20 protein-coding genes are annotated in these 20,411 nt (G+C 54.6%); 4 read left to right on the forward strand and 16 right to left on the reverse strand.

The window, feature by feature from the left end; all coding sequences use genetic code 11:
• Entirely contained in the window at window positions 1-672 is a 672-nt protein-coding gene (gene qseG, locus AC6I8K_RS13995) for a two-component system QseEF-associated lipoprotein QseG (protein WP_497826922.1), read from the reverse strand.
• A 3-nt stretch (window positions 673-675) separates the two neighbouring features.
• Complete coding sequence (locus tag AC6I8K_RS14000) at window positions 676-2,103, reverse strand: sensor histidine kinase (RefSeq protein WP_497826923.1); 1,428 nt, start codon at window positions 2,101-2,103, stop codon at window positions 676-678.
• A 50-nt stretch (window positions 2,104-2,153) separates the two neighbouring features.
• Here AC6I8K_RS14000 and AC6I8K_RS14005 point away from each other — a divergent pair, with 50 nt between their 5' ends.
• Window positions 2,154-2,372 (forward strand): hypothetical protein, encoded by a 219-nt coding sequence (locus AC6I8K_RS14005; protein WP_064739572.1) that lies wholly within the window; start codon window positions 2,154-2,156, stop codon window positions 2,370-2,372.
• A gap of 371 nt (window positions 2,373-2,743) precedes the next feature.
• On the opposite strand, the gene purL is transcribed toward AC6I8K_RS14005, so the two are convergent.
• A complete protein-coding gene (purL, locus tag AC6I8K_RS14010; RefSeq protein WP_497826924.1) occupies window positions 2,744-6,634 on the reverse strand; it encodes a phosphoribosylformylglycinamidine synthase in 3,891 nt (1,296 codons plus the stop codon).
• A gap of 270 nt (window positions 6,635-6,904) precedes the next feature.
• Between purL and mltF the strand changes: the two genes are divergently transcribed.
• On the forward strand, window positions 6,905-8,362 hold the full coding sequence (gene mltF, locus AC6I8K_RS14015; RefSeq protein ID WP_064739574.1) for a membrane-bound lytic murein transglycosylase MltF: 1,458 nt from the start codon (window positions 6,905-6,907) through the stop codon (window positions 8,360-8,362).
• Here mltF and tadA read toward each other — a convergent pair.
• Window positions 8,359-8,853 (reverse strand): tRNA adenosine(34) deaminase TadA, encoded by a 495-nt coding sequence (gene tadA, locus AC6I8K_RS14020; protein WP_073991675.1) that lies wholly within the window; start codon window positions 8,851-8,853, stop codon window positions 8,359-8,361. The genes mltF and tadA overlap by 4 nt on opposite strands.
• A 64-nt stretch (window positions 8,854-8,917) precedes the next feature.
• Window positions 8,918-9,556 carry a phosphatidylglycerophosphatase C gene (gene yfhb / locus AC6I8K_RS14025; protein ID WP_064739575.1) on the reverse strand — a complete coding sequence of 213 codons (639 nt, stop codon included), beginning with the start codon at window positions 9,554-9,556 and terminating at the stop codon, window positions 8,918-8,920.
• A 167-nt stretch (window positions 9,557-9,723) separates the two neighbouring features.
• Here yfhb and AC6I8K_RS14030 point away from each other — a divergent pair, with 167 nt between their 5' ends.
• Window positions 9,724-10,563: a MurR/RpiR family transcriptional regulator gene (locus tag AC6I8K_RS14030; RefSeq protein ID WP_064739576.1), complete on the forward strand. Its 840-nt coding sequence runs from the start codon at window positions 9,724-9,726 to the stop codon at window positions 10,561-10,563.
• A gap of 55 nt (window positions 10,564-10,618) precedes the next feature.
• Window positions 10,619-10,867 carry a YfhL family 4Fe-4S dicluster ferredoxin gene (locus tag AC6I8K_RS14035; RefSeq protein WP_064739577.1) on the forward strand — a complete coding sequence of 83 codons (249 nt, stop codon included), beginning with the start codon at window positions 10,619-10,621 and terminating at the stop codon, window positions 10,865-10,867.
• Here the strand turns inward: AC6I8K_RS14035 and acpS are convergent.
• From acpS to rpoE, 11 genes are all read right to left on the reverse strand, one after another.
• Window positions 10,864-11,244, reverse strand: coding sequence for a holo-ACP synthase (gene acpS, locus AC6I8K_RS14040; protein WP_064739578.1), 381 nt, complete (start codon window positions 11,242-11,244; stop codon window positions 10,864-10,866). The genes AC6I8K_RS14035 and acpS overlap by 4 nt on opposite strands.
• Window positions 11,244-11,975 carry a pyridoxine 5'-phosphate synthase gene (gene pdxJ, locus AC6I8K_RS14045; protein WP_483815981.1) on the reverse strand — a complete coding sequence of 244 codons (732 nt, stop codon included), beginning with the start codon at window positions 11,973-11,975 and terminating at the stop codon, window positions 11,244-11,246. Before pdxJ ends, acpS begins: the two co-directional genes overlap by 1 nt.
• Before the next feature lie 70 nt (window positions 11,976-12,045).
• Entirely contained in the window at window positions 12,046-12,774 is a 729-nt protein-coding gene (gene recO, locus AC6I8K_RS14050; RefSeq protein ID WP_008101510.1) for a DNA repair protein RecO, read from the reverse strand.
• 3 nt (window positions 12,775-12,777) lie between these two features.
• Window positions 12,778-13,683 (reverse strand): GTPase Era, encoded by a 906-nt coding sequence (era, locus tag AC6I8K_RS14055; RefSeq protein ID WP_176971031.1) that lies wholly within the window; start codon window positions 13,681-13,683, stop codon window positions 12,778-12,780.
• A 49-nt stretch (window positions 13,684-13,732) separates the two neighbouring features.
• On the reverse strand, window positions 13,733-14,413 hold the full coding sequence (rnc, locus tag AC6I8K_RS14060) for a ribonuclease III (RefSeq protein WP_064739581.1): 681 nt from the start codon (window positions 14,411-14,413) through the stop codon (window positions 13,733-13,735).
• Between the two features lie 118 nt (window positions 14,414-14,531).
• Window positions 14,532-15,503: a signal peptidase I gene (lepB, locus tag AC6I8K_RS14065; RefSeq protein WP_064739582.1), complete on the reverse strand. Its 972-nt coding sequence runs from the start codon at window positions 15,501-15,503 to the stop codon at window positions 14,532-14,534.
• Window positions 15,504-15,512: 9 nt separating this feature from the next.
• A complete protein-coding gene (gene lepA, locus AC6I8K_RS14070) occupies window positions 15,513-17,312 on the reverse strand; it encodes a translation elongation factor 4 (RefSeq protein WP_064739583.1) in 1,800 nt (599 codons plus the stop codon).
• Window positions 17,313-17,529: 217 nt separating this feature from the next.
• Window positions 17,530-17,994, reverse strand: a complete 465-nt coding sequence (gene rseC, locus AC6I8K_RS14075) for a SoxR-reducing system protein RseC (protein WP_483815982.1) — start codon at window positions 17,992-17,994, stop codon at window positions 17,530-17,532.
• Window positions 17,991-18,947 carry a sigma-E factor regulatory protein RseB gene (gene rseB / locus AC6I8K_RS14080; RefSeq protein ID WP_064739585.1) on the reverse strand — a complete coding sequence of 319 codons (957 nt, stop codon included), beginning with the start codon at window positions 18,945-18,947 and terminating at the stop codon, window positions 17,991-17,993. The genes rseC and rseB overlap by 4 nt, the downstream gene beginning before the upstream one ends.
• Complete coding sequence (rseA, locus tag AC6I8K_RS14085; protein ID WP_064739586.1) at window positions 18,947-19,603, reverse strand: anti-sigma-E factor RseA; 657 nt, start codon at window positions 19,601-19,603, stop codon at window positions 18,947-18,949. The genes rseB and rseA overlap by 1 nt, the downstream gene beginning before the upstream one ends.
• Before the next feature lie 27 nt (window positions 19,604-19,630).
• Window positions 19,631-20,209 carry an RNA polymerase sigma factor RpoE gene (gene rpoE, locus AC6I8K_RS14090; protein WP_007886161.1) on the reverse strand — a complete coding sequence of 193 codons (579 nt, stop codon included), beginning with the start codon at window positions 20,207-20,209 and terminating at the stop codon, window positions 19,631-19,633.
• Between the last annotated feature and the right edge of the window lie 202 nt (window positions 20,210-20,411).

Here is a 20,411-nt window from a genome sequence, read left to right on the forward strand (position 1 = left end):
TTACTGATCCTCACTCTGCACATCGCTGCCGCCGTGCGCTGCGTCGCTGCTGTCCGGCACCTTGCGCGATGACAACTGGCGTTCAATATCAGTTAAACGCTCTAACTTGCGTTGGGTATCGGTCAGTGACTGGCGCATTTTGGTTTGCTGCTGGCGCAGGTTATCCATTTCAGCATCATTACTTTGCTGCAGCGCCGCGTAACGTCCTCGCGCTTCACTCAACTCAAGTTGCGCCGCCTGGTTGCTGCGCCACAGCTGCAGCAGCGGACGCACTGCCGCCGGATAAGAGGCGCTATAACCGTCCAATGTGGTGACGTAATCACGGCGTTCGACCGGCGTGACGTTACCGTTCGCGAGTAAGATGCCTTGTTTAAAGGCACGCGCCCAACCTTGCACCGGCCAACGACGTGCTTCAGCACGCGCTTCAGCCGGCGATAAATGCTCGGCGCAATCAATGGCGCGCTGCCAATACAGCGGATTGCCTGAGGCGGCTGGCGTTTCGATTTGCCACACATTTTGGCAATCGGTCGCGAGGTAATCCGGCAGACGCACGTCCGGTTCAGGCACGCTGACGCCATTATGCTGCGCACGATCTTGTGACGGTGTCTGACAGGCACTGAGGCTTAACGCCAGCACTGCACAGGTCACAAATTTAGATAGGGTGAATTTCATTAATCAGGCATTCCCGGCGCTGGTCGTCAAAATGATACGAAAACAGACATCCGCATCCTTGCGTGTTACCAACTGCAGATCGCCGTGCATCCTGCGCAGACAATCTTTGGCGATGCTTAAGCCCAGCCCACTGCCTTTAACCGGCCCTTTACGCTGTTGGCTGCCCTGATAAAAGGGCTCAAAAATCATCGCCTGCTCTTCAGCCGGAATCGGTGTGCCGGTGTTCGCCACCTCAATCCACACCTGGTTGCCCTTCTGCTGGCTCTGCAGCCAGATGTTACCGGATTCGCTGCCGTAGTTCACGGCGTTCGAGTAGAGGTTATCAATCACACGTTGCAGCAGCGTCGCTTCCGCAAGACAGTGATGCACTTGCAGATCAATGTGCGTCGTCATTTCACGTGCATTGGCTGGCAACGAGTGCACTTTTACTACCGCATCTATGATTTCATTTAGCGCAACGGGCTCCAGAGCCATTGGGCTATCGGCCAGCTTGCGGTTGTAATCGAGTAACTGCTCGATGAGACGCTGTAAATGGCGGCTGCTGGTATCGAGAATCGCCACCACTTCCTGCTGCTCGGCATTCAGTGGACCGGCGACTTGATCCGCCAGCAGTTCAGTACCTTCACGCAGGCTGGCGAGCGGCGTTTTCAGCTCATGCGACAGATGCCGCAGAAATTCGTGGCGCTGCTCCTCCAGCCAGCTTAAACGCTCACTCAGCCAGACGATGCGCTGGCCCAGAGATCGGATCTCACGTGGACCGCGAAAGCTGCCGCTATCGCCTAAAGTTTTGCCTTCACCCAGCCGATTGATCATGCGCTCAACCCGCTTCACCGGACCGATGATCATCCCAGTGAACAGTAAGACCAGCACCAGGCTGATCAGGAACAGGATTAGCGCCTGCCAGCCAAAAAACTGGCCGCGATCGGCAATTTCACGCTGCAGCTGTAAGCCGCGCGAAAACACCACTTCACGCGTGGCCTGCACCATTTTTGTATTGGTATCGGAGAAACGCTCCAGCGCATTGGCGGCTTGCGCTTCAGGATTGCCGTTATCGCACTGCATCTGCTGCAGCTGCGGTAGGGTCGTTTGCAGTACTTTGAATGAAGGCAGATCGGGCAAACTGGCGGCGTGACTGCTGAGCATTTGGCCGTAACGCGTCCATTGCGTTTGATACAGCTTCGCCAGCGACGCATCGCCAAGTACACAATATTGACGATAGCTGCGCTCCAGCTCCAGCGCGGTCCGCGCCATCGCTTCGCTGCGACGCACATCGGTAAAAGTGTTGCGGTTGGTATCCGCCGCCTGGTTGCTTAACGCCGAGAGGCTTTCCCACGCTTGCCACGCCAATACCAGCAGCGGCAACAATACCAGCAGGAAGGCCATTAACACCAACTGCCGCAGGGATCGGGGAAACAGACGCCATTTATTCACAACCGCGCTTCCTTAAATGTGAGCTGCAGGCATGCTAGCGAAGTATCAAAATGGAAGAAAGGCCAGATATGAAAACGGCAGGCCTTTTGGCCTGCCGTGAGAGCGACGCCGCAGCATCGCTTGCAAAAAAGGTGGAGCCTAACTCAACGTTGCGTCCGATGCTTGATAACGTTGCAAAGCAAACGATTATCGGTGAGGTGGACGACAGGCTCCGTTTGGTGCGTCATTCGGTTTTTATGAGCTCAGCCGCTAAAGCGGGGCAATCATAAACAGATGAATGAGCCACACAGGGAGTATAGCAAGTATCGTGCCAATAAATAAATAGTGTTTATTATCAGAGGAATGCCAGATGGGAAGCGATCCTCGCCTGAAAAGCGGACCGGACGGTCTGGGAAAAATGTCGCTGATTAGCAACAGGTTTAGAGCATGTATTTCCAGATCATATAAATCAATGGGTTAAATGTCACCTTTTGACGACACCACCACAGGCGTAATGTCGCCAATTTCCGACAGTTCGTAATCAATGCCGATTTCAGACAGGTCGCTATGAATGGCGACCCTACGAAAAAATAAAGGCCGCTTTTGCGCGGCCTTTGTAGGGTGCCCATTAATGGGCACCGATAACATGCAGGATGAACGCTTAACCCAACTGCTTACGCGCGTTGCGGAAGATACGCATCCACGGGCTATCTTCGCCCCACTCTGCCGGATGCCAGGAGTTGCTCACGGTACGGAACACACGCTCTGGGTGCGGCATCATAATGGTGACGCGGCCGCTTTCGTTGGTTACCGCAGTGATGCCGTTTGGTGAGCCGTTCGGGTTCGCCGGGTAGCTTTCCGTCACTTTGCCGAAGTTGTCGACGAAGCGCAGCGCCACCAATCCTTTGCTCTCCAGCTGTGCCAAATGCGCACCGTCGCGTACTTCAACAAAACCTTCACCGTGCGATACCGCGATTGGCATATGCGATCCAACCATGCCATCTAGCAACAGCGACGGACTCGCCGCTACCTCGACCAGGCTGAAACGTGCTTCGAAACGCTCGGACTGGTTACGCACAAAGCGTGGCCATAGTTCGCTGCCTGGAATCAGTTCACGCAGGTTCGACATCATCTGGCAACCGTTACATACGCCGAGTGCCAGCGTCTGTGGACGATGGAAGAAGTTCTCAAACTCATCACGCACGCGGCCATTGAACAGGATGGATTTCGCCCAGCCTTCACCCGCGCCCAGCACATCACCGTAAGAGAAGCCACCGCAGGCGACCAGTGCCTGGAACTCTTCCAGACCGCGACGACCAGCCAACAGATCGCTCATGTGCACGTCAACTGCAGTAAAGCCAGCACGGTGGAAGGCGGCGGCCATTTCTACGTGTGAGTTGACGCCCTGCTCACGCAATACCGCCACACGCGGACGTGCGCCGGTTGCAATCATCGGGGCTGCAACATCCTCTTCTGGCTTAAAGGTCAAATGGACGTTCAGACCTGGGTCGTTATCGTCTTTCTTCGCTTCATGCTCCTGATCGGCGCAGGCTGGGTTATCACGCAGACGCTGCATCTGCCAAGTGGTTTCTGCCCACCAGGTACGCAACGTGGTGCGGCTTTCGCTGTACACCACACTATCGCCAGAACGGATCACGAAGCGATCGCCCGGCAACGCTTTACCTATCACATGCAGGCTCGCGCTCAGGCCGTGGTCAGCAAACACCTTCTCAACAGCTGCACGATCCGCTGCGTTAATCTGCAGCACCGCGCCCAGTTCTTCGGTGAACAATGCAGCTAACGCATCGCTGCCCAGTGCGGCGATATCGGCTTCGATTCCGCAGTGACCGGTAAAGGCCATCTCCGCCAGCGTGACCAGCAGGCCGCCGTCAGAACGGTCGTGATAGGCCAGCAGTTTCTGCTCAGCTACCAGCGCCTGAATGGCGTTAAAGAAGCCCGCCAGTTGGGTGGCGTCACGCACGTCGGCAGGTTTGTCGCCCAGTTGACGATACACCTGCGACAGCGCGGTTGCACCCAAGGTGTTAGCACCGTTGCCCAGATCCACCAGCAGCAGCAGGTTATCTTGATCGGCTTGCAGCTGCGGTGTCACCGTGCGACGCACATCTTCAATACGCGCAAATGCAGTGATGACCAGCGACAGCGGCGAGGTCATTTCGCGCTGCTCGGTACCTTGCTGCCAGCGGGTTTTCATCGACATGGAGTCTTTGCCCACTGGAATGGTGATGCCCAACGCGGGACACAACTCTTCGCCGACCGCTTTAACGGCAGCGTACAAACCGGCGTCTTCGCCCGGGTGACCGGCAGCGGCCATCCAGTTCGCGGAGAGCTTCACGCGTTGCAGCGAACCAATTGAGGTTGCTGCGATGTTGGTCAGCGCCTCACCGACTGCCAGACGACCTGAAGCCGCGAAGTCGAGCAAGGCGACTGGCGCACGTTCGCCGAGGGAGAAGGCTTCACCGTGATAGCTATCGAGGCTGGCGGTGGTGACGGCGCAGTTCGCCACCGGAATCTGCCACGGCCCCACCATCTGATCGCGCGCGACCATGCCGGTTACGCTGCGATCGCCAATAGTAATCAGGAAGGTTTTTTCCGCTACGGTCGGCAAGTGCAGCACACGATTCACTGCATCCGCAACGGTAATCCCATCGCGCTGTAGCGCATCGCCTTTGGCTTGCTGACTGGCAACATCACGCGTCATCTTCGGCGTTTTGCCCAGCAGCACGTCGAGCGGCATGTCGATGGGCTTATTGTCGAAGTGGCTGTCGGCGAGGTTCAGGTGCAGCTCTTCAGTGGCTTCACCAATCACCGCATACGGCGCGCGTTCACGCAGGCACAGCTCATCAAACAGCGCCAGTTTCTCCGGCGCTACTGCCAGCACATAACGTTCCTGCGATTCGTTACACCAGACTTCCAGCGGGCTCATGCCTGGTTCATCGCTGAGGATGTCGCGCAGATTGAAATTACCACCACGATTACCGTCGCTCACCAGTTCTGGCATGGCGTTCGAAAGACCGCCTGCGCCCACATCGTGGATGAACAGAATCGGGTTAGCTTCGCCCAGCTGCCAGCAGCGGTCGATCACTTCCTGGCAACGACGCTCCATTTCTGGGTTGTCGCGCTGGACAGATGCAAAGTCGAGATCGGCATCTGACTGGCCAGAAGCCATTGACGATGCCGCGCCACCGCCCAAACCGATGTTCATGGCCGGACCGCCCAGCACGATCAGCTTGGCGCCCACGACAATCTCGCCTTTCTGCACGTGATCGGCACGGATGTTACCGATGCCGCCCGCCAGCATGATTGGCTTGTGATAGCCGCGCAGTTCCACGCCATTGTGACTGTTGACGCGCTCTTCATAGGTACGGAAATAGCCGTTCAGGGCCGGACGACCAAATTCATTGTTGAACGCCGCGCCGCCTAGCGGGCCTTCGGTCATGATATCCAGTGCAGTAACAATGCGATCCGGCTTGCCGAAATCCTCTTCCCACGGCTGTTCGAAGCCTGGAATACGCAGGTTCGATACCGAGAATCCGACCAGACCGGCTTTGGGCTTCGCGCCACGTCCGGTGGCACCTTCATCACGGATTTCGCCACCGGAACCGGTCGCCGCACCCGGCCACGGTGAAATGGCGGTTGGGTGGTTATGGGTTTCGACTTTCATCAGGATGTGCGCTTCTTCCTGATGGAATGCGTATTCGCCCTTCTGTGCATCGGCATAGAAGCGGCCAACCTCGGAACCTTCCATGACCGCAGCGTTGTCTTTATAAGCAGACAGCACATGCTCAGGATTGTGTTCAAAGGTGTTTTTAATCATTTTAAACAGCGACTTCGGCTGCTTTTCGCCGTCGATAATCCAGTCGGCATTGAAGATCTTGTGACGGCAGTGCTCGGAGTTTGCTTGCGCAAACATGTAGAGCTCGATGTCGTTCGGATTGCGGCCCAGCTTGGTAAAGGCGTCGAGCAGATAATCGATCTCATCGTCGGCCAGCGCCAGGCCCAGCGTGGTGTTGGCCTGATCCAGCGCGCTGCGACCTGCGCCCAGCACGTCGATAGTTGAAAGCGGCTGTGGCTGATGGTGAGCAAACAGCTGCTGCGCATCGTTGAGGTCAGTGAATACAGTTTCCATCATGCGATCATGCAGCAGGCTGGCCAGTTGCTGCCACTGTGCTTCCGTCAGCGTGGGCGCTTGCACATAAAAGGCCATGCCGCGCTCAAGGCGCAAAACCTGTGGCAGATCGCAGTTGTGGGCGATGTCGGTGGCTTTCGATGACCAGGGTGAAATGGTGCCGGGACGCGGCGTTACCAGCAACAGACGCCCTTGTGGCGCATGTTCGGCGAGAGAAGGACCGTATTTAAGCAGACGTTGCAGGCGGGCTTGCTCATCCGCACTGAGCGGTGCGCTCACATCGGCAAAATGGACGTACTCGGCGTAAATATCACTCACTGAAAGGTGAGCGTCCTGAAAGCGGGTCAGCAGTTTGTTTACACGAAATGCCGACAGAGCGGGCGAACCACGCAGAATTTCCATCATTAAAGATCTCTCGTCTTTGAAGTGCCGGGCGACGCTTCATTGGGCGCAACAGGGGAAAACGGGCGGTATTATAGAGAAACAGCACCGGTTACGAAACCGTTTGCGCATAAATTCTGGCACCTGGCGTTTGGCTGAATTTTGCACAATTCTTGCTATAAAAGTTGCCCTGCCCCTTTTTGTTGCGCAAAATGCCCATCGCTCTGGGAGTTAAAACAACATAAATACTGCCTTTAAAAGACAGAGGCCTGTGAGCCATTACGAGACAACTATTTGAAACGCCTAAAAATAAACTATCTGTTTATCGGTCTGATCACCGTGCTACTTGCGCTAGCATTGTGGCCTTCAATCCCGTGGTACGGGAGCGGAACAGACGCGCTATCACAGATCAAATCACGCGGAGTGCTGCGCATCAGTACCGTTAACTCTCCGCTGACTTACTACACCATTAACAATGCACCAGCCGGCATGGATTACGAGCTGGCGAAGCGCTTCGCCGATTATCTTGGCGTGAAACTTGAGGTTGAGGTGCGTCCTAACCTCGGCGATCTGTTTGACGACCTGGATGACGGTAAAGCGGATTTGCTGGCTGCCGGTCTGATCTACAACAGCGAGCGCCTCGCGCACTACCAAAGTGGCCCGAGCTACTATTCGGTGTCGCAGCAGCTGGTGTACCGCATTGATAAGCCCCGACCAAAAAATCTCGGCGATCTTAAAGGCCGCCTGATTGTGCAGTCCGGTTCGGCATATCTGTCAACTTTACGTTCCGCCAAAGCTGACAGCTATCCCGATCTCGACTGGGCGATCTCCACCGATCAGGGCCAGAAAGCGCTGCTCGAAGCGGTTGCCGACGGCAAACTCGATTACACCGTAGGTGATTCGGTCACCATTGGCTTGCTGCAGCGTATTCATCCGCAGCTGGCGGTGGCGTTTGATGTGACAGATGAAGAACCGGTTACCTGGTACTTGCCACGTAACGATGATGACAGCCTAAACGCGGCGATGCTCGACTTCTATAGCCAGATGGGCGAAGAAGGCACCATGGCGCGGCTGGAAGAGAAATATCTCGGTCACGTTGGCACCTTTGATTACGTTGATACTCGCACGTTCCTGCGCGCCATTGACAACACGCTGCCGGATATCAAACCGCTGTTTGAGAAATATTCGGCCAGCATGGATTGGCGTTTGCTGGCGGCGATCTCATATCAGGAATCGCACTGGAATCCGCAGGCCACTTCGCCAACTGGCGTGCGCGGCATGATGATGTTGACGCGTAATACCGCCGACAGCCTTGACGTCAACGATCGTCTCGATCCCGAACAGAGCATTCGTGGCGGCAGCGAATATCTCAAACGCATGATGGAAAAAGTGCCCGAGAGCATTCCTGAAGATGAACGTATCTGGTTTGCGCTGGCGGCTTATAACATGGGCTACGCGCACATGCTGGATGTGCGTAAGCTGACGGCGAAACAGGGCGGCAATCCGGACAGCTGGGCCGACGTGAAGCTACGTTTGCCGATGCTGAGCCAGAAGCGCTATTACACGCAAACCACCTACGGCTACGCGCGCGGGCATGAAGCGTATAACTACGTGGAGAATATCCGTAAGTATCAGATAAGCCTGGTGGGATATTTGCAGGAGCAGGAGAAGCGTTTAGCGCAGCAGTCGGCGCTCGAGGCCGAGTTAGGCGCCGGTTACCCGGCGGTCGAACCGAAAATTGCGATGAATTAACCGGTGCGCTGCGCCTGACGCAGCGCCTTCTTCTGCTCACGACGCATGCGGAAGAAGTCACTCAGCATCCCAGCGCATTCATCCGCCAGCACACCGCAATCAATCTGAATGTGATGATTCATACCGGGATGACCAATCACATCCAGCAGTGAACCGGCCGCGCCGGTTTTCTCATCCTTAGCGCCATACACCAGCCGCGTGATGCGACTGTGCACCATCGCACCGGCACACATCACACAAGGTTCCAGCGTGACATAGAGCGTGGTATCCAGCAGACGATAGTTTTCCAGCACCTTGCCACCCTGACGTAGCGCCATGATCTCGGCATGCGCGGTGGGGTCGTGCTGACCAATCGGCCGATTCCAGCCTTCGCCAATCACGTTATCGCCCTGCACCAACACCGCACCAACCGGCACTTCGCCCTGCTCCCACGCGCGCTTAGCCAGTTCCAGCGCATAACGCATCCAATATTCATCAGTTTGTGGGTTCACCGGGCAACTCCTGCGGGCAATAAAGGCGGCGCATTATAGCGATGCAGCAGCCGGAATCGAAGCGTTATTCCAGCTGCTGCAACTCGCCGCGCGGCGTAACTCGCCAGCGATGCTGACAGAAGAACAACAGCGGGTTGTCCTGCTTGCTGTCGCTGTAGCCGCTATACAGCTGTAGAGGTGTGCCGATTTTCTCTTCGAGCTGCGCCACCTTTTCATGGCCGAGACAGCGCATCGACAGCAAGCGTCCGCCACGGCCCGGTTTCATCTGGCTGGCGATCAGCTGTACCCGCGGTAAGAAGGCCGAGTCAAAATAGACTTGCTCCACCAGCGACTGCGGCGAACCGGTAATTAACCAGACATCGGCATCGTTGCTGCTGAGATAGTCGGTAAGGCGCTGCTGCACTACCGGAAACGCAGTAACGCGCTGGCGGAACCACTCAGCGAATTCCGCTTCACGCTGGCGCAGACGTGATTCGCTATGGCCGAAGGTAATCGCCCACAGCAGTAAACTCATCGGCCAGCGTGCGGCGCGGCCTTTGATTAGCATGCCAAGACCAATTACCGGTAACAGCGGCACCACCAATAGCAGATTGATCGGCTGACGTCGCAGCAGATAGCGCATAAAGGTGCCAAACATGTCTTGCTGATGTAGCGTGCCATCGAGATCGAAAAACACCACGCGTCGTTGTGTACCCTTAGTCAAACAGCACTCCTTCTCTATCCTTCGCGGTTTCTGCACTACAGTGTAGCCAGCTTCGGCGTTCGAGGCGAAAGCTGCTATTTTTAATTCCAGTGACTACAATGCCATTTGAATAGTTTATTCTTCGCCTTTACGCGCTGTTTGCGGATAAAAGAATTAAGGATCGAACCATGAGTTCATTGCTGCGCATTCGTCAGCTTTACCCTCGACTGGCGCTAAATGAGCGCCGGCTGGCGGATTTTTTGCTGTCGCAGCCGGATCGTGCACGGCATCTCAGTTCACAAAAACTTGCCGAGGAATCGGGGGTTAGCCAGTCCAGCGTGGTGAAGTTTGCCCAGAAACTGGGTTATAAAGGATTTCCGGCGCTGAAGCTGGCGCTGAGCGAATCGATGGCCGATCGCGATGCGATTACTGTGCATAACCATATTCTTAGCGATGACCCACTCAAAGTGGTGGGCGAAAAGCTGCTGACCGAAAAAATCTCGGCGATCCGCGCCACGCTGGATATCAATAGCGAAGAGAAACTGCTGCAAACCTTACAGCTACTGAAAAATGCCAATCGTATTTTACTGGTCGGCATCGGCGCGTCCGGTTTAGTGGCGAAAGATTTTTCATGGAAGCTAATGAAAATCGGCATCAATGCGGTGGCGGAGCAGGATATGCACGCTTTGCTGGCCAGCGTGCAAGCAATGGCGCCGGGCGATGTGTTGCTGGCCATTTCCTATACCGGCGAACGACGCGAAATTAACCTGGCGGCGCAGGAAGCGGTGCAGGTCGGCGCCGATGTGCTGGCCTTTACCGGCTTTACGCCAAATGCGCTGCAGCAGAGTGCCACGGTTTGCCTCTATACCGTGGCTGAGGAACAGAGCACGCGCAGCGCGGCGATATCGTCGACCAGCGCGCAGCTGGCGCTCACGGATCTGCTGTTTATGGCGCTGGTACAAAACGATCCGGAACGCGCATCAAGCCATATCCGTCACAGCGAAGAGTTGGTGAAAAAGCTGGTCTGATGAGATGAGGCGCGTATAATACCCGCGCCGTTTATGCTGTTATTGGATTTCCGCTATGGCTCTGCTCATTACCACCAAATGCATCAATTGCGATATGTGCGAACCTGAATGCCCAAACCAGGCAATCAGCTTAGGCGATGCGATCTATGAGATTGATGTTGACCGCTGCACCGAGTGCGTGGGCCATTATGATGTGCCGACCTGCCAAAGCGTCTGCCCGATTGATAACACCATTATTGCTGATCCACAGCACCCGGAGAGTCGCGAGGCGCTGTGGGAGAAGTTTGTGGTGTTGCACCATTAATCTTCGATAATTACCGTCGCACAGGCGTAATGGCGTTCATCTGCTAAGGTCACATGTACGTGCCTCACACCGAGCTGACTGGCAATCACTTTGGCTTGCTCAAAGAAACGTAACCCCGGTTTGCCCAGCGCATCGTTATATACTTCGAACTGATTGAAGGCCAGGCCACCGCGAATGCCGGTGCCGAACGCTTTCGCTGCCGCCTCTTTCACCGCAAAACGCTTGGCAAGGAAGCGCACCGGTTGCTGGTGCGCCTGATATTGCTGCCACTCGGCTTCGCTTAATACGCGGCGGGCCAAACGATCGCCGGAGCGTTCGATCACTCCCGCGATACGTTCGATCTCGACGATGTCGCTACCGAGTCCGAGAATCGCCATTAGCGACGTGCTTCCCGCATCAGCTGCTTCATTTCGCTGACCGCATCAGCCAGACCGCTGAACAGTGCGCGACCAATGATTGCATGGCCGATATTCAGTTCATGCATTTCTGGCAGTGCAGCAATCGGTTGTACGTTGTGATAGGTCAAACCGTGGCCGGCATTCACTTTCAGACCAAGGCTGGCGGCGAAGGTTGCGGCTTTACGGATGCGTGACAGTTCAGCCTGGCGCGCCAGACCTTCTGGCGCTTCGGCATAGGCGCCGGTGTGAATTTCGATATAAGGTGCGCCACTGGCTACGGCGGCTTCAATCTGGCGGTGATCGGCATCAATAAACAGTGACACCAGAATACCTGCGTCGCTCAACAAGCGCACCGCGGCATTAATTTTGTCCTGCTGACCCGCCACATCCAATCCGCCTTCGGTCGTCACTTCCTGACGCTTTTCCGGCACCAGACAAACGAAGTGCGGCTGGATTTCGCAGGCAATGTCGATCATCTCGTCAGTCACCGCCATCTCCAGATTCATGCGCGTCTGAATGGTGTCACGCAGGATGCGCACATCGCGATCGGTAATGTGGCGACGATCTTCACGCAGATGCACGGTAATGCCGTCGGCACCGGCCTGCTCAGCAACAAACGCGGCCTGCACCGGATCGGGATAGTTTGTGCCACGTGCGTTACGTACGGTGGCAATGTGGTCAATGTTGACGCCTAACAGCAACTCAGCCATGACAATCCTTAAATGTGTTCAGTGTGTTTGCAGTGTACCGCGCTGACTATATCAGGCGGTACGACCAGCGCTAGTCGTTTGCCACATCGGGTTTCTTTTTTGGCACAAACTGGCGAAACAGTTCCTGGCTCTTTAGCGGTTTGCCGCCAAGATAGGGCTTCAGCGCCATACGCGTAAAGCGTTTGGCGGCGCGCAAGGTATCAGCATCGGGGAATTCACGTTCCCATAATGCACGCAGCTGGCGGCCGGTAAAGCTACGCTGATTGACCACTAAACTGGCGATAAAGCCCTTCTCTTCACGGTAGCTGTAGGTCATGCCATCGGCAACTTCTTCGCCGCTGCCGGCACAATGCAGGAAATCGACGCCGTAGCCGAGATGCCCAAGCAGCGCCAGCTCAAACCGACGCAGCGCCGGTTCAGGCGAGCCGTTGCCTGCCGCCAGAGTTTGGATGCAATTCAGGTAATCGAAGAACATGTCAGAGAAAGGGATTTGCTGCTCCAGCACGCGCGACAGCAGTTCGTTGACGTAGAGTCCGCAGTAGAGCGTGATGCCGCTGAGCGGCAATGCCAGCGAAACGGCTTCGGCATTGCGTAGCGTTTTGACGTCACCGCGTCCGCCCCAGCGCACCAGCAGTGGCGTGAAGGGTTGCAGTGCACCTTTCAGTTGCGAACGGCGCGAGCGGGCACCTTTGGCAAGGACGCGGACGCGCCCTTCGCTTTCGCTGAATAGATCGAGAAGCAGGCTGGTTTCGCTGTAAGGGCGACTATGCAGCACAAAGGCGCGTTGCCAGCCTTCCATCGATTACCCTTCGTCAGAGTAACCTAAGCTGCGCAGCGCACGTTCATCGTCCGCCCAGCCAGATTTCACTTTAACCCACAGTTCGAGATGCACTTTCGCCTCAAACATCTCTTCCATGTCTTTACGTGACTCAATGCCGATGGTTTTGATCTTGGCGCCTTTATTGCCGATGACCATCTTTTTCTGGCCTTCGCGCTCAACGAGAATCAGACCATTGATGTCGTAGCCGCCGCGATCGTTAGAGACAAACTGCTCAATTTCTACGGTAACGGAATAAGGCAGCTCAGCGCCAAGGAAGCGCATCAGTTTTTCACGGATGATCTCAGATGCCATAAAACGCTGCGAGCGGTCGGTGACATAATCTTCTGGGAAATGATGCTCAGATTTTGGCAGGCATTTGCGTGCAATCGCCGCAATAGCGTCAACATTTTTGCCGCTTTCCGCAGAGATCGGTACGATTTCGAGGAAGTTCATCTGCTGGCTGAGGAACTGCAGATGAGGCAAAAGAATACTCTTATCCTGAATGTTGTCGACTTTGTTGATCGCCAATACCACAGGAACCTGATTATCACGCAGCTTGTTGAGCACCATTTCGTCGTCTGGCGTCCAGCGCGTGCCTTCAACCACAAAGATCACCAGCTCAACATCACCGATGGAGCTGCTGGCCGCACGGTTCATCAAGCGGTTGATCGCTCGCTTCTCTTCCATGTGCAGCCCTGGCGTATCCACATAGATCGCCTGATAAGCGCCTTCCGTGTGGATGCCCATAATACGGTGACGCGTGGTTTGCGGCTTGCGTGACGTGATCGACACTTTCTGCCCCAGCAACTGGTTCAGCAAAGTGGATTTACCGACGTTTGGTCGGCCTACGATCGCGACAAAGCCGCTATATGTTTCGAGTTCGCTCATTCGAGTCCTGACTTGGGCAGCGCCGCTTTCGACGCTGCGATGTGACTATTTATTCGAGGCCAAGCTTAATTAACGCCTGTTCGGCAGCTGCTTGCTCGGCTTTACGGCGGCTGGAGCCAATGCCCACCACCGGTTCTGCCATGCCACTCACCTGACAGTGAATGGTGAATTCCTGATCGTGGGCTTCGCCACGCACCTGCACCACCAAATACGAAGGCAGCGGCAGATGACGTCCCTGCAAATACTCTTGCAGGCGCGTTTTCGGATCTTTTTGCTTATCGCCAGGGCTGATGGCTTCCAGTCGCGAGTGATACCAGTCGAGAATTAACTTTTCGACGGTTTGAATGCTGCTATCAAGGAAAATGCCGCCAATCAAGGCTTCAACGGTATCCGCGAGAATAGATTCACGACGGAAACCGCCGCTTTTCAACTCGCCCGGACCAAGGCGTAAACATTCGCCGAGGTCGAATTCTCGCGCCATTTCCGCCAGCGTATTCCCACGAACCAACGTGGCACGCATGCGACTCATATCGCCTTCGTCCACGCGCGGGAAGCGGTGATAAAGCGCATTGGCGATCACGTAGCTAAGAATAGAATCGCCAAGGAATTCAAGACGTTCATTGTGTTTGCTGCTGGCACTACGGTGCGTCAATGCCTGCTGCAATAAATCCGGATGAGTAAAAGTGTAGCCCAGTTTGCGCTGCAGCTTATTAATGACGATGGGGTTCATGCTATTCCAGTTGTTCTGTGCGTCTGTCACTGCATACGAAACAGGGCTGCGGTTCCAACCTGTTCTGTTTCGTGTGCACTGGCCTCCCTTACGGAAGGCCAACCTTTTTTGAAGCTAATTAGTGGATCCCACCAATGCGGCTAAAGCGCACGCCGGTAGGCCACTGTCCTTCTTGTTTCTCGAAGCTCATCCAGATAGCCACCGCTTTGCCGACCAGATTCTTCTCGGGCACGAAGCCCCAGTAGCGACTGTCGGCGCTGTTATCGCGGTTATCGCCCATCATGAAATACTGCCCTTGCGGCACAATCCAGGTGGATTGCGGCTGGCCCGGCTGCTGATAATACATGCTTGCCTGACTTTGCGCCTCGTTTACCAGCAGAATATCGTGCGTTACGCTGCCCAATGTCTCTTTACGGGTACCGAGACGCAGACCGCCCTTCATGGTTTCACCCTGCGGCGCCTGGAAGAAGCCGTTGCCGGTTTCATTGCCATCAAAGCCGCTGAAGGTTTGAATGAAGTTGCTTGGCTCAACATTCGTATAAGTCACCGGCAGCGCGGTATTGCAGTTGCCGCTGCTACAACCCGGATTGATGGTCAGGGTTTTGCTGTAGGGATCAAACACCACTTTGTCGCCTGGCAAGCCAATCACACGCTTAATGTAATCGACGCTTGGATCTTTCGGGTATTTAAATACCGCTACATCGCCGCGCTGTGGATGGCCAGTTGGAATCAGCGTGGTTTGGGTAATCGGATCTTTAATGCCGTAAGCAAACTTCTCCACGAGGATAAAGTCGCCAATCAGCAACGTTGGCATCATTGAGCCTGATGGAATCTGGAACGGCTCAAAAATAAACGAACGTACGATTAATACCACCGCCAGCACCGGAAACACCGATGCCGTGGTTTCTACCCAACCCGGCTGCGCGGCAACTTTCGCCAGCGTTTTGCTATCAAGTGCATTGCCAGCCTGCGCTTGCGCGGCAGCTTGCTTCGCACGACGCGCCGGTGCCCATTTAAAGCGATCGATACACCAGATAACGCCAGTGATCAGCGTGGCGATCACTAAAACCAGGGCGAACATGTTAGCCATTAAAAATCCTTATTTGCTGTCTTTACCGACATGCAGAATGGCAAGGAATGCTTCCTGCGGCAGCTCAACGTTGCCGACCTGCTTCATTCGCTTCTTACCGTCTTTCTGCTTCTGCAACAGTTTCTTCTTACGGCTAACGTCACCGCCATAGCATTTCGCCAGGACGTTTTTACGCAGCTGTTTTACCGTTGAGCGAGCGATAATGTGGTTGCCGATTGCCGCCTGAATCGCAATATCAAACTGCTGACGTGGGATCAGATCTTTCATCTTCTCTACCAAATCGCGGCCACGATATTGTGAGTTATCACGGTGAGTAATCAGCGCCAGCGCATCAACACGTTCTGAGTTAATCATCACGTCGACACGCACCATGTCAGAGGTTTGGAAACGTTTGAAGTTATAATCCAGCGAGGCATAACCGCGCGAGGTTGATTTCAGACGGTCGAAGAAGTCGAGCACCACTTCCGCCATCGGGATCTCATAAGTCAGCGCAACCTGCTTGCCGTGGTAAACCATGTTGGTTTGCACGCCACGTTTTTCGATACACAACGTAATGACGTTACCGAGGAACTCCTGCGGCAGCAGCATATGACACTCAGCGATCGGCTCGCGCAGTTCTGCAATATTATTCAGCGGTGGCAGCTTCGACGGGCTATCGACATAGATCGTTTCACCGTCGGTGGTTTCTACTTCGTACACCACGGTTGGCGCGGTGGTGATCAGATCCAGATCGTATTCACGTTCCAGACGCTCCTGAATGATCTCCATGTGCAACAGACCGAGGAAGCCGATACGGAAACCGAAGCCCAGCGCCGTTGAGCTCTCTGGCTCGTAGAACAGTGACGCATCGTTAAGGCTCAATTTGCCCAGCGCATCACGGAATGCTTCATAGTCATCAGAGCTGATCGGGAACAGACCGGCGTAAACCTGTGGCTTCACTTTTTTGAAGCCAGGCAACACTTTATCTGCCGGATTGCGCTGCAGGGTCAGCGTATCGCCCACGGGTGCGCCGAGGATGTCTTTAATCGCACACACTAACCAGCCAACTTCACCGCAGTTCAGCTCGTTGCGATCAACGCGCTTCGGCGTGAAGATGCCAAGACGATCCGCGTTATAGCTTTGACCAGAACTCATCACTTTAACTTTGTCGCCTTTACGCAGCGTACCGTTCTTAATACGGATCAGCGACACCACGCCAAGGTAGTTATCGAACCAGGAATCGATGATCAACGCCTGCAGCGGACCTTCTGGATCGCCTTCTGGCGGTGGAATGTCACGCACCAGTCGCTCCAGCACATCGGGCACGCCGACGCCGGTTTTCGCCGAGCAACGCACCGCATCGGTAGCGTCAATGCCGACAATATCTTCAATCTCTTCCGCTACGCGCTCAGGATCGGCGGCAGGCAGGTCGATTTTGTTCAGTACCGGTACCACTTCCAGATCCATTTCCATTGCGGTGTAGCAGTTTGCCAGCGTCTGTGCTTCAACGCCCTGCCCTGCATCGACCACCAGCAATGCTCCTTCACATGCCGCCAGCGAGCGGGAAACTTCATAGGAGAAGTCAACGTGACCGGGAGTATCGATAAAATTGAGCTGGTAAGTTTCACCGTCCAGCGCTTTGTAATCGAGCGTTACGCTCTGCGCTTTGATGGTAATGCCGCGCTCACGTTCCAGATCCATGGAATCCAAAACCTGCGCCGCCATCTCACGATCGCTCAGGCCACCACAAATTTGAATCAAACGGTCAGAGAGCGTTGATTTGCCGTGGTCAATGTGAGCGATGATGGAGAAATTTCGTATGTGCTTCATTTATATGAATATCTTCACGTAGAAAATCAGTGGGAAACTTGAGCACGGACACATTCAGGAAAGTGAGCTTTACCCGGAACCCTGTCGGCCTCATTAATGACGACGCATATTACACTGTTAACGCCGCGCGTTAAAGAATGGAACTGTGGGGAATCGCAACAGATTTCAGCGGTTAAGCCGAATGAGAAAGGCCGCATCAGATGCGGCCTGCTGGGGATCAAACTTCGCTTTCCACGCGCAACGCATCGGGCGGTAACGCAACGCTGAGAATCACCGGCTGAAATGCTTCGCGATCGCCGAATACATTCGAGACACCTTTCGCCACGATAAAGCCGCCAATACCGCCTAATAGCGCGCCACAGGCCGCAGCAAGATCGCTCGCGAACAGCATCTGGAAAATGCCAGCAAGCACAAACAGGCCAAACAGCGGCGTCATGTAAACCAGCAAGGCGGAACCTAACAAGCTGCTTTCACGAATGCCAAGCTCAATGCGCTGGCCGGGTTGCAACGGCTCCACGCTGGCGATAGTCATCACGTGGGCATTTTTGGGTCCCAGATGATTAAGTGCGTGGCTGCCGCAGCCTTTGCGCGCCGAGCAGCTGTTACACGACGTTTTTGCTTCCGTGTGCAGTGTGGCTATGCCTTCTTTCCACGCCACAACGGTGGCCCATTCTCTCATCATTTTGGTGAACCCGAATCTATGCTGTCCGCAATACGTTTGGCAGTGGCTGGCGGTAACTCGCCCACCACCGTGATTTCATTATTATTGCGCACTTCTGTCTGCACCGTACGACGCCCAGTGCGCAATGCCTGCACACTGCTGCTTTTATCTGCTGGCGTAATGTTGATGGCAAAGCTAAATAAGCCATCGCTGTACAGACGCGACTCAACGGTTTTGTTCATCGACGGTATATCGCGGCGGCTTTGTGATATCAGTTTCATGCCCGCCGGAAGCCAGTTTGGCTGCCAGCTGAGTTCAACTTTGTCACCGGCCGGCAGTGACAGCGTCGGCGGCAAGTTGGCCTTTTCCAGCCCTTGCATCAGATTGCGCACACCTTCATCAACGGCAAAACTGATCACGCGGAACTGCTCTAGCGTTTCGCCGTCACGATCAAGCAGATCGATACGCAGCGGCAATTTGGTATCCACATCCAGCCACACTACATAGCTGTAGCGCGTGCCATCGCGTGACACAATGCGCACCACTTCGCACATTTGATCGGCCATACGCGAGCGGCCAACCGGAATGAAATCGTAGGCCTCACCCAAGCGAGAGAAGTCAGCGAACATCAAACCTGGTAGCGCATCAATTATGTGATTGCCCGGCAGCGAGAAAGGATCTAATCCCGGCTCAAAATAGCTGATGTCATTTCCACGCTGGATGACTTCACGGCGCGGCCCATCCATCTGCAACAGTTGGGCAAAGATACGATTGTCGATTACCGCGTGACGATAACGCAGAGATTCAATGCCAAGACGCGAGACATTGATGTAGGCAAATTCGTAGTTGAGGTTCTGGCTTGCCTGCTCCATCTGTTGCAACAACGCCCCGGACGCAGAAGTCTGCGCCGAGGCGATAGATGAGCAAAACAGGCTGCCTGCCAGCAGGCTAACGGCACACCAAAGCTGCTTCATTACTGCTGCTGAGTTCCTAACGACTGATTTCCGGGAACATTAGCCTGAGCCTGTTGCGGATCGTTTTTCTCAAACTGAACCTGATCGGCATGCAGACGACGTTGCAGTTCATAATCCTGCAGCATAGCATTGACGCGACGACGCTGTTCTTGCACCTGCTGATTAGAGCTGTTGGTGTCGAACGCTTCAGAAGGCACGCCTAAGCTAACGGGTGACGCTTTACCCATCATCGGCAAAGTGTTAAATGCCGGTGAATCGGACGCTTCGGTGGCGCTGCCAGTTGGTGAGCTGTTGTAGTGCTGAACCCCGACAATCACCGCCAGTGATACACAAGCAGCGACACCGACCTGCGTCAGCTGTGCCGCCCAGCTACCACCACGACGCCAGAACGGCATCTTCTCGTAACGTGACGGCTCAGGCTGCGCTTCAGGAATCAGCGGAGTGATTTTGCGTGCCGGCTCGTTTTCGATGGCCGCAGCCACACGTGCGGAGATATCAAAATGCAGCACTTCTCCGATATCACCTCGCAAGGTGTCGCGGATGAGATGGTAGCTTTCCCAGCTTTGCTGAAGATCCGCATCCTTCGACAACGATGCCATCAGCTCGTTATCTAAAGTTTCACCATCCATTAAAGCGGAAAGTTTTTCTTTCTGCATGCTTTGGTACCCTTCCAGTAGCCGTTATCACTGACGTTGGATAAGCGGTTGAACTTTATTATCAATAGCCTCTCGTGCACGGAAGATACGCGAACGTACGGTACCGACCGGACAATCCATGATGACGGCAATCTCTTCGTAACTTAAACCATCCAATTCCCTAAGGGTAATGGCCATACGAAGATCTTCGGGAAGCGCCTCAATGGTGCGAAAGACGATTTGTTTCAGTTCCTCAGACAACATTAAGTTCTCAGGGTTCGATATTTCTTTCAGCGCACCTGCACTTTCGAAATTTTCTGCGTCGATAGCATCCACATCACTGGATGGCGGACGACGCCCCTGAGCAACCAGATAATTTTTCGCTGTGTTCACCGCGATGCGGTACAGCCATGTATAAAAGGCGCTGTCGCCACGGAACGATTCCAGTGCACGATACGCTTTAATAAAAGATTCCTGAACCACATCAGGCACATCGCCTGAAGGAACATAGCGTGAAACCAGGCTCGCCACTTTATGCTGGTATCGAATCACCAGTAAATTAAAGGACTTTTGATCTCCCTTCTGAACCCGCTCAACGAGAACCTGATCCGTTAACTGCTCGCTCATCCGAGGTAATATCTCCCCAAAACTTTTTTATGCGTAAGTGAACTGCCAGCACATCTCATTATTCTGAGCAAGCATGCGCTTAGAGTGACCTGATGGCCTGAAGTTCACTACGACCTGAATTTTTCCGTATCGGAACCACGACATCATTGTTGTTGATTGTCTTTCAGTGTAGCGACTTGCCACGCTGGTGGTGTCTTTTGCG

It is taken from the genome of Pantoea sp. X-Soil-ISGK-421 (assembly GCF_059730785.1).